9 protein-coding genes are annotated in these 13,535 nt (G+C 48.4%); 6 read left to right on the top strand and 3 right to left on the bottom strand.

The features are described from left to right. Positions 1-243: 243 nt before the first annotated feature. Positions 244-2,229: a glucosamine-6-phosphate deaminase gene (locus NQ564_RS09815; protein ID WP_008150640.1), complete on the top strand. Its 1,986-nt coding sequence runs from the start codon at positions 244-246 to the stop codon at positions 2,227-2,229. Positions 2,230-2,311: 82 nt separating this feature from the next. Here NQ564_RS09815 and NQ564_RS09810 read toward each other — a convergent pair whose 3' ends face one another. Beyond that, on the bottom strand, positions 2,312-2,905 hold the full coding sequence (locus NQ564_RS09810; RefSeq protein WP_008150639.1) for a DUF4251 domain-containing protein: 594 nt from the start codon (positions 2,903-2,905) through the stop codon (positions 2,312-2,314). Positions 2,906-3,010: 105 nt separating this feature from the next. On the opposite strand from NQ564_RS09810, the gene NQ564_RS09805 reads away from it, so the two are divergent. Beyond that, positions 3,011-3,724: a 2-phosphosulfolactate phosphatase gene (locus NQ564_RS09805; protein WP_008150637.1), complete on the top strand. Its 714-nt coding sequence runs from the start codon at positions 3,011-3,013 to the stop codon at positions 3,722-3,724. Between the two features lie 6 nt (positions 3,725-3,730). Further along, positions 3,731-4,771: a Gfo/Idh/MocA family protein gene (locus tag NQ564_RS09800; protein WP_008150635.1), complete on the top strand. Its 1,041-nt coding sequence runs from the start codon at positions 3,731-3,733 to the stop codon at positions 4,769-4,771. Positions 4,772-5,266: 495 nt separating this feature from the next. On the opposite strand, the gene NQ564_RS09795 is transcribed toward NQ564_RS09800, so the two are convergent. Further along, positions 5,267-6,514, bottom strand: a complete 1,248-nt coding sequence (locus tag NQ564_RS09795) for a DUF3843 family protein (protein WP_008150632.1) — start codon at positions 6,512-6,514, stop codon at positions 5,267-5,269. A gap of 167 nt (positions 6,515-6,681) precedes the next feature. On the opposite strand from NQ564_RS09795, the gene NQ564_RS09790 reads away from it, so the two are divergent. Genes NQ564_RS09790 through NQ564_RS09780 form a run of 3 tightly spaced genes read left to right on the top strand, consistent with a single transcriptional unit; the run spans position 6,682 to position 11,648 of the window. After that, complete coding sequence (locus NQ564_RS09790) at positions 6,682-9,480, top strand: TonB-dependent receptor (RefSeq protein WP_021861975.1); 2,799 nt, start codon at positions 6,682-6,684, stop codon at positions 9,478-9,480. Positions 9,481-9,524: 44 nt separating this feature from the next. Further along, positions 9,525-11,165, top strand: coding sequence for an Ig-like domain-containing protein (locus tag NQ564_RS09785; protein ID WP_008150627.1), 1,641 nt, complete (start codon positions 9,525-9,527; stop codon positions 11,163-11,165). A 6-nt stretch (positions 11,166-11,171) separates the two neighbouring features. Further along, positions 11,172-11,648, top strand: a complete 477-nt coding sequence (locus tag NQ564_RS09780; protein ID WP_008150626.1) for a toxin-antitoxin system YwqK family antitoxin — start codon at positions 11,172-11,174, stop codon at positions 11,646-11,648. 25 nt (positions 11,649-11,673) lie between these two features. Here NQ564_RS09780 and NQ564_RS09775 read toward each other — a convergent pair whose 3' ends face one another. After that, the gene (locus NQ564_RS09775) at positions 11,674-13,533 is read right to left on the bottom strand and encodes an LTA synthase family protein (RefSeq protein ID WP_008150624.1); all 1,860 of its coding nucleotides are present in this window, start codon (positions 13,531-13,533) and stop codon (positions 11,674-11,676) included. Positions 13,534-13,535 lie beyond the last annotated feature (2 nt).

The raw sequence follows: 13,535 nt of genomic DNA, 5'->3' as shown, positions 1-13,535 counted from the left end.
GCCCATTGAACCCGGGCAGACGGGCGTTATTTTTATTGGGCGGAGTAGAACCCCGCCCCTACGTTGCCATATAAATTCACACCGGTAAACCATCATTTACGGTTCATATCTTCCAAACCTTGTATTATCTATATTGCCTATAACCGTATTGATTTTTTTAATGGTCTGGTAAAGCTAAATTCGTTTATTTATTGTTATATTTGTGATTCAAGTTATGATAATATACTAAATCAAGAATTAAACATGAAAACAGACCTTAGTTCGCAGATTACCCTGACGCGAATACCGCAGCGGTACTATCGTCCGGAGAATGCTTTTGAGCATTCAGTTTTAACCCGTCTGGAAAAGATTCCGACAAACATCTATGAATCGGCTGATGAAGGTTCGTTTGCTATCGCTAAGGAGATAGCGGACCAGATTCGCAAGAAACAGGAAATCGGTGAAAATTTTGTGATGGCTATTCCCGGAGGCCGTTCTCCGTTGAGTGTATATAAAGAATTGATCCGTATGCATAAGGAAGAGCAACTGAGCTTCCGCAACGTAGTTGTCTTTGTCGAATATGAATTCTTCCCGCTTGTCTCCCCTTCCGCCGGCAACGTAGCGCAGTTGAAAGAGGCTTTGCTGGACCATATTGATATTGCTCCTGAGAATATTTATGCTCCCGACGGATGTATGCCGAAGGATGCCATCATCGATTTCTGCCGGATGTACGAAGAAAACATCCAGAAGGCAGGCGGTTTGGATTATATCCTATTAGGCGTGGGACATGCGAGCAACATTATGTTCAATGGCGTAGGTTCGACTTTGAGTTCGCGTACCCGTCTGGTTCTGTTGGAAGGGGCAGCCCGTAAAGAAGCTTCCCGTACATTCCCGTCACTGGACAATGTGCCCGCGGGTGTTATCACAATGGGGATCGCTACCATGATGAAAGCCCGTAATGTGATCCTGATGGCGTGGGGTGAAGATAAGGCGAAGATCATTGCAAAAACGGTGGAAGGCAAAGTGAGCGACGCTGTTCCCTCTTCTTACCTCCAGAATCATACGAATGCGAAAGTCGTAGTCGATTTGTCTGCCGCGTATGATCTGACACGTATCAGCCATCCCTGGCTGGTTACCAATTGCGAGTGGGATAACAAATTGATCCGTCGCGCAATCGTTTGGTTGTGCCAGTTGACGGGCAAACCGATCTTGAAACTGACAAACAAGGATTATAGCGAAAACGGCCTGGGTGAGCTGCTTGCCCTGTACGGTTCGGCCTATAATGTGAATATCAGAGTATTCAACGATATCCAGCACACGATTACCGGATGGCCGGGAGGCAAGCCGAATGCGGACGATTCAAACCGTCCCGAACGTGCAACCCCGTATCCGAAGAAAGTCATTATCTTCAGTCCGCATCCAGATGACGATGTAATCTCAATGGGCGGTACATTCCACCGTTTGTGTGAACAGCATCACGATGTGCATGTCGCTTACGAAACTTCCGGCAATATTGCCGTAGGGGATGAAGAAGTAATCCGCTATTGCGAATATCTGCGTGACGTTTGTGCCAAATATACCGAAGACGAAACGGTTAAGAAGAAAGCTGAAGAAATCATCCATTTCCTCCGTTATGAAAAGGTGGAAGGTGAAGCTGAAAAACGCGATGTACTCTTTATGAAAGGTACGATCCGTCGGGAAGAAGCCCGTGCAGGTGCCCGTTACAGCGGAATCAAGAGTGACGACCATATCCACTTCCTCGACCTGCCTTTCTATGAAACAGGGTTGGTGAAGAAGAACGACCTGAGCGAAGCGGATATTGCCATCGTGAAGAAGTTGTTGACGGATGTGAAGCCTGATGAGATGTTTGTTGCTGGTGATCTTGCCGACCCGCATGGCACTCATCGTGTATGTTTGAATGCTGTTCTGGCGGCTATCGACGAACTGAAAGATGAAGAATGGTTGAAGAACTGCCGTATCTGGATGTATCGCGGAGCTTGGGCTGAATGGGAAATGGACCATGTGGAAATGGCTGTTCCTATCTCTCCCGAAGAATTGCGGCACAAGAGAAATGCGATCCTGAAACACCAGTCGCAGGCTGAAAGCGCACCGTTCCTCGGAGACGACGAACGCTTGTTCTGGCAGCGTGCCGAAGACCGTAACCGTGCTACTGCCGAACTGTATCATCAGTTAGGTCTTGCTTCTTATGAAGCGATGGAAGCATTCGTACAATATGTTCCGGTTCGATAAGTAACCCGGACTGTCATAAAAAAGAGAGGGCGACTCGATCATCGGGCCGCCCTTCTTCGTTGTTTAATATATATAATATGAATTAGTAAGTGGTTCCTTGGAAAACGTTGGAGTCAGAATAAGGAAGCAATGTTCCGTTCATTGTCAGGTCGTTTCCTGAGAAGTTCGGGTCGACGGTAACCATTGCATTGTTGGTTCCGCTGTATAGTACCAGGTTTACGGTTGCAGAGATAAAGATACCCTGTACGCTCATGGAGAGATACACGTTCCCGTTGTTTTCCTGTTTAACCTGTACATTGGATGCTGAACCTTGTACGGTGATACCACCTAATCCGTTAGGACCGGGGTAAGGAGAGTTGGAGGCGATCTGAACCATAGCCTGTCCGTCGTTCAATGAAACGAAGTTTGTGTTTGAGTTTACATAGTAAACACGTCCGTTCAACGGTTGTACGGAGTTGGCTTCGAGTACGAACGACTGGTTTGTGATAGCTTGCATGGCATTGTTGAATGCTTCTTCGCCCATGACGGCGTCTTTAGCTAACCTTTCTTCTTTTTTCTCTTTTCTTTCCTGCTTTTTTTCAGCTTTTTCTGCGGCTTTACTTGTTTGAGCCTGCACATGGGTCATGCCACCCAACAGAAGGGTGAAGATCACCATCATAGATACAATTCTTTTCATACGACTTAGTTTAAAACGTTTATTCAAAAATGTAATAAAAGAACAAGCTGATAGGGGAAATGTTTAAAATCTCCCGTATTTTTGTAGGGATAATAATCGTTTGATATGAAAATAGATGTTTGTTTTTCACCGGTATTATATCCGGTCTATCATAATCCGGAAGCTATCGTGGTGGTCGTGGATGTGTTTCGTGCGACGACGACGATGGCCGCCGCTTTTAGTAATGGAGTTAGTAGCATTCGCCCGGTCGCAACTGTCGAAGAGGCCGAGGCATATAAGGCAAAAGGCTGGCTGGTCGGAGCGGAACGGAATGTGAAGCGATGTGAGTTTGCCGATTTCGGGAATTCCCCGTTCGATTATACGTCGGAAAAGGTGTTTGGGAAAGATATTGTGTTCACCACGACCAACGGCACGCGTGCGATCACGATCGCCAGAGCCGCTTTCCGGGTGATAACGGGAGCTTTCATTAATTTGCAGGCGGTGGCCGGTTACTGTGTCCGTCATAAGCGGGATGTGGTCGTGCTCTGTTCCGGATGGCAGGATAAGGTGAATATAGAAGATACGCTTTTTGGCGGAGCTTTGACGGATGTGTTACTGAATACCGGCCTGTATGAAATGGGCAGTGATGCTGCCGTGATTGCCCGTGATATGTGGACGAGTAACAAGGAGGATCTGTTTGCTTATCTGGAGACGACGGATCATATGGGACGTCTGAAAGCGAACCACCTCGAGGAGGCTGTTCCCTATTGCCTGACTTTGAGTATTACGGACAAGGTTCCCGAACTTTCGATAGAGGGAGATACATTAATATTATGTTGACAAGAAATGGAATATATGGAAAAATATACCGGAAAAGTACGTTTTGGAGTAGTCGGAACTAATTTTATAACCGACTGGGTGATTGCTGGGGCGCGGCAGGACAACCGTTTTGAATTGGTTGCTGTTTATTCCCGCAAGCAGGAAACGGCAGATGCCTTTGCCGTCAAACATCAGATACCTTATACTTTCACCTCTCTGGAAGAGATGGCGGAAAGTCCGTTGATCGATGCCGTGTATATCGCATCGCCTAATTTCCTTCATGCGGAGCAGAGTATTTTGTGTATGAAACATGGAAAGCATGTGCTCTGTGAGAAACCTTTCGCTTCGAATGCACGGGAAGTGAGGGAGATGGTCGCTGCCTCGGAGGAATATGATGTTACGCTGATGGAGGCAATGAAACCGACCCTTACCCCGAATTTCCGGTCTGTGCTGGAGAACTTAGGACGCTTGGGAACGATACGGCGTTATTTTTCCTGCTATTGCCAGTATTCTTCCCGTTATGATAAGTTTAAGGAAGGAGTCGTACTGAATGCCTTCAGACCGGAACTGTCGAACGGGGCGATGATGGATATCGGGATTTATACCGTTTATCCGATGGTCGTTTTGTTCGGACGCCCAAAAAAGATCGATGCTTCCGGGATTGTCCTTTCGTCCGGAGCGGATGGACAGGGAGCTGTCAATTTCGAATACGAAGGGATGAATGCGACCGTCCTCTATTCTAAGATAGCTAATTCTTCCCTGCCCACGGAGATACAGGGGGAAGAGGGAAACATAACACTCGACCGGATCAATATAATCGGAGAGGTGAAATATACGCCTCGTCTGGCAGCTGCTTCCGGTAAAGGTCCCTCTGCCGAACATCAGGATATAAGTGCCGTGACGGACAAGGATGAATATTATTATGAGGTGGCAGAGTTTATCGATCTGGTTCTGTCCCGCAAACGCCAGTCTGGAATTAACAGTCACGAACATTCCCTGATCACACTGGAAATCATCGATGAGGTACGCAGGCAGTTGGGGATTCGGTATCCGGCTGACCGATATTGATTGTTACTTTTCTCTTGAAAGAAAAGTAACCAAAAGTTCAAGGCTTAACCGTCTGGGCTACTTCGGCCAAAGACTCCGCTGTCGCCTGCGAAACTCGCTTCGCTCAGACAGCGCAGACTCCGGACGCTCCGCCTTTGCCCTCTGCTTGACGCCCCTCCGCTTAGGCCTCTCTTAGAAAGCTGCGCTTTCTCTTAGGATGGCCGATGCCGACTGTTCTTTTGCGGCCCTGTGCGGGGCACGGGGACAAGCCCGTTCCCGCACTTGATGCGGGATCACAAAGAGGCAGGCGGTATCGGCCATCTCCAAAGAGTCGTCAGGCTCTATTTCCGGCCTAAGCTGGTGAGCGTCAAGCGCAGTGATCGCAGTGATCGTCCGGAGTGTCTGCTGTTTGAGCGAAGCGAGTTTCAGACGCGACAGCGAACGGAGGGAACGGAGTAGCGAAGCAACTTAAGCCTTGATCTTTTGGTTACTTTTGGATCAAGCCAAAAGTAACAATCAATATTCCCGAAGGAAATACCGCATCAAGAACTCCCAGTTCTCATGAACGATCGCCTTGCTGCGTTCCTCGCCGAGCAGGCTCTTCGCCTGTGCATCGGCTAACATGCCTTTTTCTTCCAATATTCTCAGCAGATACGGTCTGCATTGCCGGATCATGAAGAAGGATATACCTTGGTCTTCCGCCTCTTTCTGATCGTAGAAAGGATTGTTTTCGTCTTTGATATACTTGACGCCGGAGGTCAGGACTTGCAGACCTTCTGTCGGAGTGGCATAAACGGCAAATTTCCGGGAGGCAGTATCGCCTTCCACCCCTTCCATCTCGATACCGGCCTTCGTCAGGAAATCTAAGAATTCCTGCTTGTTTTGGAAATAAAGGAGCGCTTTGCCATCTGCTGCTGCCGTAAATTTTTCGAAATGCTCGGCCAGCTTTTTCTTGCTCTCTTCGGACATTGGTTCTGTGAACGCTTGTGCCTCTTCACCTTCTTTAACGAACAGGCTGTGATCCGGATGGTCTGCCGGAAGGATCAACGAAAGCCATTTGGGGGAGGTATAGGCCAGGAATGCACTTTTGGAAATATGTGCCAAAGCCTTATGGATGGCCATGATGTACTGCTCGTTCTGTTCTTTCGCCTGTTCCCAATATTCCTTGACTGTATCCGTCAGTTCCTGTAGTGAATCGGTAAATAGGTAAGATTGGTAATGGAACCAATAGAGCAAATTCAAGTATTTGTCTTTATCCTCATAGCGGGTTTCCGGAGCAAAAAGCTGTTGCATCCGTTCGTTCTCCGGGGCAGTTGTCCATTCTTCGCAGAACATCTGATAGATCAGGCTGGCTGTCTCGCCGTTTGCCGCATTGTCGGGACCGACGAACGTACTGTTGGCAAGGCCGTGGTACTGCTGTGTGTAATGCCAGAGTAGGAACCGGATGTCTTCGTAGTTGACTTCGTCATCATAATAATGATCATCAGGCGTGTAGAACGGCAGGTATTTGCCGTACAGGGCTTTGTGCTCCGTAATGAACGAGCGCCAAATATTCAGGCCGGAAATCACGTCTTCGAAATAGGCGGCCATACGTATGCTGATCTGCTTCACCTCGTTCTTCTCGAAAGAATAGGCGAGATTCGTCTCTTCCAACATTCCGTAAATACGGTTTGCAATATTAGTATAATAGAGGTCAGTCGGATCTGACTGCTTATAAGGGTGCAACTGCAACCAATCTTTCGGATAGATTTTAATGTCCTTCATATATTAAATAATTCGTGTCCATATTAATGATATGTGGCACAAATGTAACAAATATTTAGTTGTAAACGGATTGTAATAATCGTTTTTACAATGTAATCCTGTTTACATCTTCCTGCAATACGCCCCTTCTACTTTTGCCGGCAAATAAATGTAACAAGTAGTAAGGAATGGGAAACAAGTGTGAAACAGGATATGTGAAGAGGTTCTTTCTTTTGTTGTTAGGAAGTTTTCTTTCGCTGTCTGCCTGGGCGCAGACGGGTGTTATCTGCGGAACGGTGTCGGATGCTAAATTTAAAGATGCGCTGATCGGTGCTTCGGTCGTGATCGAAGGGACTACGGTGGGAGCGATTGCCGATGTGGAGGGGAACTTCCGTATAGAGAATGTCAAACCGGGAAAATATACGGTCGTCGCTTCTTATGTCTCTTATAAATCGGAAACTATCCGAGACGTCGTGGTGAAAGCACACCAGGAATCAGTGCTGAGGATCGAACTGTCGGATGCCGACCTGCAACTTCAGAACGTGGTGGTTGTAGCACAGCGGAAGTTAGGGACGGAAACCGCCATTATCAATACGCTACGAAACAGCCTGCCGGTCGTAAGCGGCATTTCAGCCCAGCAGATCGGCAAGACACAGGATAGCGATGCCGCCGAGGTGTTGCGCCGTATTCCGGGGCTTACGATTGTGGATGACCGGTTTGTGGTGGTCCGAGGGCTGGCGCAACGATATAATAATGTCTGGCTGAACAAGGCGACTACTCCTTCGAGCGAGACGGACAGCCGGGCGTTCTCGTTCGATGTACTTCCTTCTTCGCTGATTGACAATATGATGGTCTACAAAAGTCCGTCTGCTGAACTGCCGGCCGATTTCTCCGGTGGTTTCGTACAAGTGATGACCAAAAATATACCGGACGGGAATACTTTCAACGTCTCTTACCAGATGGGATTCAATACGAATGCCACTTTCCGGAGTTTCCAGCTGACAGACGGGAACTGGAAAGATTATCTCGGTTTTGGAGCCGGACTGCGGAGTCTGCCCTCTTCTTTCCCTTCTCATTTAGGGGATTATTCGACAGAGGAAGCCGCAGCCTTCACACGCCGGATCAACCAGCGGTGGGGAATCAATCGGTTCACGGCCGTCCCGGACCAAAAGATATCGCTCACTTCGCACCGTTCGTACGATGTAGGCGACTGGAGAATCGGGAATATCACGAATGTGAATTGGAGTACGGGGTACGACTATTCGGAGACGGTGAATAACAACTATATCGCCTACGATGTGGCGAACGATGCCTCACGTCCACGTTTTGAGTACAACGATGTCCGCTATAAGAATATTTCCAAGTTGGGAGCCTTGTTCAACTGGTCGTTTATGAAAGGTAACCATAAGTACGAGTTCCGTAACTTCTTCAGCCAGCGTGGTGTTTCCGCCTTGACACAACGGGAAGGAATGAACTACTATTCCGACAAGGCGATCCGCAAATGGGAATCCCTTTATACCGGACGTACTACCTACTCAGGACAGCTCGGCGGTACGCATACGTTGCAGGAGAATACTGGCAAAGTGGACTGGACCGCGGGCTATGCCTTTGCGTCTTATCGGGAGCCGGACCGTAAGATCGTGAACTCCATCCTTGACGAGGCGAAGACGGACTTGCCGAACTATTACGTCTCCGACCCGATGCGTTATTATCAGGATCTGAAAGACCATAGTGTCTCGCTTGCCGCCAATTATGAACATAAGTTCACTGTCTCCGACAAGTTCGCCCCTGTTCTTAACGGTGGTGTCTATGGAGAATACAAGAGCCGTGCGTTCGATGCCCGCCGGTTTGGCTACAACCTCTTGGGAAAAGGGTATGACCGGTATGCTGACTGGGATTATACGGGATTGTTCAGTGATGAAAACATTTCGGCAGACCGGATATGGATGCGTGAGACGACGACGAACAGCGACTCTTATACTTCCGAAAATATCCTGGGAGCTGCTTATGTTTCTGCCAAACTGAACTATGGGGAGGCGTTGAATGCAAATATCGGTGTCCGCATGGAATACTATAACCTGAAAATGGATGGCTACAGTTCGGACGGTACGACTCCTGTCCATTTGGATAACCGGACGGCCGATTTCTTTCCTTCCGTCAATGTCTCCTACAACCTGTCTGCGAAACATCTTGTGCGTGCCGCTTACGGTCGCTCGGTCAACCGGCCGGAGTTCCGCGAGGTGGTGCCGTATGTGTATTTCAACTTCGAACGAGATGCGAATATCGTCGGTAATACCGGATTGAAAAATGCGTATGCGGACAACTTGGATGTGCGTTATGAGTTCTATCCGGCATCCGGCGAGATGATAACGGTCGGGGCTTTTTACAAGCGGTTCAAGGACCCGATCGAGGAAACCTATAACGAGGCGGGTTCCGGTCTGCAATATACCTACCACAATGCGAAGAATGCCGAGACGTTCGGTATTGAGTTGGATGTGAAGAAAAGCCTCGACTTCATCGGACTGAGAGGGTTGAGCTTGGTTTGCAATGCCGCCTATATTCATAGCCGTGTCCGCTTTGAGGAAGGAGCACCCGAACGTGACCGGCCGTTGGCGGGACAATCTCCTTACTTGGTGAATGCCGGCCTGTTTTATCAGCACGACGACAAAGGAATCTCAGCCTCGCTTCTTTATAACCGTATAGGGAAGCGTATCGAATCGGTCGGTGTTCCGATGCAGAACCAGAATGAAGATATTCCCGACATATACGAGATGCCTCGTAACTCTCTGGACCTGACCTTCTCGAAGAAGATAGGCAAGGTGGTCGAGATCAAAGCGGGAATCCAGGATATGCTGAATTCTAAAATCGAATACAAGCAGTTCGTGAAGCTGGCGGATGAGAACGGGGGCAAGCGTGAACGGGAACAGTTGGTGCGCAGCTACCGTCCAGGAGTGGATATTAACGTCGGTGTCTCCCTCAAGTTTTAAAGTGAATTGGAATATATCTCTATTACAAACAAAATGTGATTATTATGAACAGATTTCTATTGAAAGGTTGGGCCTCTGTATGTGCATTGGCCGTTATGTTTGGAACGGTGTCTTGTAGCGAAGACGACAAGCCCGTTGGCACCATAGCCGTGTCGGCTGTTGCCGTAAGTCCTGCGACTGCAACTGTCAAGGTGGGCGAGTCGGTGACATTGTCCGCCACGATTACTCCGGAAGATGCAACGGACAAAACGATAACATGGAGTTCCTCTGATGAAAAGGTGGCAACGGTAGATGCCGGTAAGGTGACTGGGGTTGCCGAGGGTACTGCCACGATCACTGCTACGACTAAGGATGGTGAGAAGACGGCTACTTGCGCCGTGACTGTTTCCAATAGTGCCCCCTCTTCCAAAGAGGTGATCCTTGAAGGTGAAATTACTTCCGATCTTACGCTGAATGCTGCTGATAAGAACTATCTGAAAGGCTTTGTTTATGTAAAGCCGGGGGCTACGTTGACAATCGAAGCCGGAACGGTTATCAAAGGTGTGTCCGTCTCTTCCGGTGAAAAGGCCGCCTCTTTGATTATAGAACCGGGTGCAAAGATCATGGCTGAAGGTACAGTCGACAAACCGATCGTCTTTACTTCCGATAAAGAGCCGGGCAAGCGTGTGACTGGTGACTGGGGTGGTTTGATTATCTGTGGCAACGCCCGTGTGAACCAGACAAAAAGACCGGTTATAGAAGGTGGACCCGGAACGGAATATGGTAATACGACCTCCGATGAATTTAACGGTGAGAGTTCCGGTAAGCTAAAATATGTCCGCATCGAATTTGCCGGTTATCCTTTGGAGCCGGACAAGGAGATCAACGGTTTGACATTCGGAGGGGTAGGTAGCGGTACGGAAGTGGAGTTCGTACAGGTGTCTTATTCCAATGACGATTCGTATGAATGGTTCGGTGGGACGGTCAATGCCAAGCACTTGGTGGCTTACAAAGGCTGGGACGATGATTTTGACACCGATTATGGCTATACCGGTAACTTGCAGTTCCTGTTGAGCGTACGTGACAAGGATATCGCTGATACTTCCGACTCTAACGGCTTCGAATCCGATAATGATGCAAGCGGCTCCTCCAACACTCCGCTGACGAAGCCGATCTTCTCAAATGTAACCTTGATCGGTCCGTTCTATGGAAAAGTATCTGATATGACACAGGCAGAGGTAGAGGCAAAGACTGCCGATGCCGCCAATGGTGCCAAGGGTGGTAAATTCCAGGCTGCTATGCACCTGCGCCGTAATTCGAGCCTGAACGTCTACAATTCCGTATTCACAGGATGGCCTTACGGACTTCGTGCAACGGATAAGAAAGGTACGGCAAACGACGGTATCGCTGTGAAGAACGTCATTTTCGCCGGTATGTGGAAGAATTTCTATGATGATGAAAAAGTAAGCGAGAATTTCTTCAACCGAGCTGGCAACAATACGACTTTGGCAACGACCAACGAGATTATCTCAAAAGACGGTGACTATTCTTCCGTCATCGCTTCTGCTGTACAGGGAGCTGAATTTATCGACGAAGTCCTGAACAACAACTTCTTCGAGAAAGTAACCTACAAAGGGGCTTTTGACGGTACGAACGATTGGACAGCCGGTTGGACAAACTGGGACCCGCAGAACACTGAATATTAAAAAAAGATGATAAAGAGATTATTATTGACATCGACATTATTGGCAAGTTCTGCCCTGGCGATCCAGGCGCAGGACTTGTTCCTTAGCGAAGGCCAGTATTATACGGACGAGTCTCAAACGACTCCTTACACTGGCCGTTATACCGAGTTTTATGACGACGGTATGTTGAAGATGGAACTTTTCCTCAAAGACGGTCGCCCCGAAGGAACGTATGTGATTTATTATCCCGACGGTAAGATCGCGGAAGTCCGTTCTTACTATCACGGTATTTTCCATGGAGAGTGGCGCACGTATAACGAAGCTGGACAACTGACCGGTATCGCTTCCTATAAAGAGGGGCAGAAGGACGGCCCTTGGCGGGTATGGAACGACAAAGGCGTCCTCCGTTTCGAGATGTTCTATACCAAAGGAAAGAAGATCGGTATTTGGCGTACCTGGGATGATGATGGCAGACTGTTGACGGAAGAGAAGCAAGAGGAGTAATTGACACACCTTCCGACAGGGAAGGTTATCGGTTCCCTAAATCGTCATACAAGGTTTGAAGGAGTGCCTTTCCTTTGCGAAGTCGTAGGTCACTGCCTTCGCGGGGTGTTTCGATCAGAGTTTTTTTCCCTTCGTTGTCATAGACGGAGATACCTGTACTGTCAATAAATCCGAACCCGTTGGAATAAGTATAGAAAGCATATTCCGGGTAATCGGGACTTAGGATGTTCCGGCTGAAAGTAAAAGCGTCGTGATCGATCCCTAACTGGTTCAACAAAGTGGCGGCAAGATCCGTCTGGTTGGCAAGTTTGTCAATCACGACGGGTTCTTTCACCGCACCGCCGATCCAGAGCATCGGGATATGATAGCGGCGGGGCTCATAGCCCGTCACATCTTTCGGATAAGGATATCCGTGGTCGGAAACGAAAATAACCAGCGTATTCTTCCACACAGGCAGCTCTTTCAATTTTTCTATGAAGTGGCCGATACAACTGTCCGTGAAAGCAACCGAGTTCGGATATAGTCCCATTTCATCCAATCGGTGATAAGGAACTTCAAACGGCTCATGGCTACTTAATGTCAGGAAAGTAGTCAGCCAGGGGACTTGGTTGTCCCGGCTTTTGATGTCTTCGTACAGGTTGCGGAATGTAATATCGTCGTTCGCTCCCCATTTACTCAGGCGGCTGGTGATCGGAAAATCACGGTCTGCCGTGATCCGGCTATAACCGGAGCCGAAGAAATAACTCTGCATATTGGTGAAGTTGATGTCTCCGCCATAAAGCATATTGGCAATATATCCTTCGTTTGTCAGGCTCTTGGCGATAGAGGGGAGCGTTTGACTTTTTGCCGGATACTTCATAATGGAAGTGGTAGGCTGTGCCAGGTACCCGTTTAACACTGAAACGATTCCTCTGTCTGTTCGGAATGAATTGGCATACATATTCGTAAAAAGCACTCCTTCCCGACTTAACCGGTTCAGGTTAGGCGTAATGACGGAATCTCCACCGACAGCTCCGACCGCGTTTGCCGAGAAACTTTCCATCAGGATAATCAATATATTCGGCCGAGAGGTATTGAGAAGGGTCTGCGGTTTCATGGAGTCTTCCTCGTTTCCGTACCCGGTACGGGGGGACGAGGACAAGGTTTCCATTACTTCCTTCCTTTCCTCTTCCGGGAAGAAATTGAACTGTGCCGCAAAATCCTGTTGCTTGCTAAGCGAAGCGATCAGGCTGAAACAAGGATTGATGGCCGAATGGTTGAGGAACTGGTTCTGGCTGAAATACACCATTCCAACGTTGGCCGTCGAAGTTGTTACGCCTCCCCGTATTGGAATAAAGAGTATTCCTCCCGATAATAGGACGACAAGACTGCCGCTCAGTCGTTTCCGTACCTGTGTTTCAGGGAAGAGTGGAACGATACACTTCTTCAACACCCAATATATCCCGGAAGCATATACGACGAACATCCCCAATTGAGCAAAGAACTGTCCCAGCGGTACGCTTGCCATTGCATCTTTGGGCGATTGAAGATAGAAGAAAAGAGTTGCATCCAGCCTGAACCCCCAATAGCCGTATAAAGCCACATCTACAGAGAAGATCGCCGCGATCAATACCGCCATGATCCCGAAATATCCTTTTAGCAGCTTCTTATAAAAAGTCCCCGGCAACCATATCGAAACGAGTGTCATCAGCAAAGGCAATGCCGTCAGATAGCCGGCCATCGTACAGTCCAACAGCAACCCGTGTGTAATTACCTTAAGGTAATCGCTTAGCGAGCATCCGCTCGCTAAGGCATGGTGGTACAGCAGAAACACTGGCTTCTGGACCGCCAAAAGTGGCAACCAGATGAAAAATAGGGCAAGGAGGAAGAGAATTCTTTTCTTCATTA

It is taken from the genome of Parabacteroides johnsonii DSM 18315 (assembly GCF_025151045.1).
GTDB classification, from domain to species: Bacteria; Bacteroidota; Bacteroidia; order Bacteroidales; family Tannerellaceae; genus Parabacteroides; species Parabacteroides johnsonii.
Note: the sequence above shows the minus strand (reverse complement) of the source record. Positions and strands in the feature narration are given on the sequence as shown.

Coding starts and splice junctions, on each gene's coding strand:
- NQ564_RS09815 (WP_008150640.1), top strand. CDS start 244: ATGAAAACAGACCTTAGTTCGCAGATTACCCTGACGCGAATACCGCAG.
- NQ564_RS09810 (WP_008150639.1), bottom strand. CDS start 2,905: ATGAAAAGAATTGTATCTATGATGGTGATCTTCACCCTTCTGTTGGGT.
- NQ564_RS09805 (WP_008150637.1), top strand. CDS start 3,011: ATGAAAATAGATGTTTGTTTTTCACCGGTATTATATCCGGTCTATCAT.
- NQ564_RS09800 (WP_008150635.1), top strand. CDS start 3,731: ATGGAATATATGGAAAAATATACCGGAAAAGTACGTTTTGGAGTAGTC.
- NQ564_RS09795 (WP_008150632.1), bottom strand. CDS start 6,514: ATGAAGGACATTAAAATCTATCCGAAAGATTGGTTGCAGTTGCACCCT.
- NQ564_RS09790 (WP_021861975.1), top strand. CDS start 6,682: ATGGGAAACAAGTGTGAAACAGGATATGTGAAGAGGTTCTTTCTTTTG.
- NQ564_RS09785 (WP_008150627.1), top strand. CDS start 9,525: ATGAACAGATTTCTATTGAAAGGTTGGGCCTCTGTATGTGCATTGGCC.
- NQ564_RS09780 (WP_008150626.1), top strand. CDS start 11,172: ATGATAAAGAGATTATTATTGACATCGACATTATTGGCAAGTTCTGCC.
- NQ564_RS09775 (WP_008150624.1), bottom strand. CDS start 13,533: ATGAAGAAAAGAATTCTCTTCCTCCTTGCCCTATTTTTCATCTGGTTG.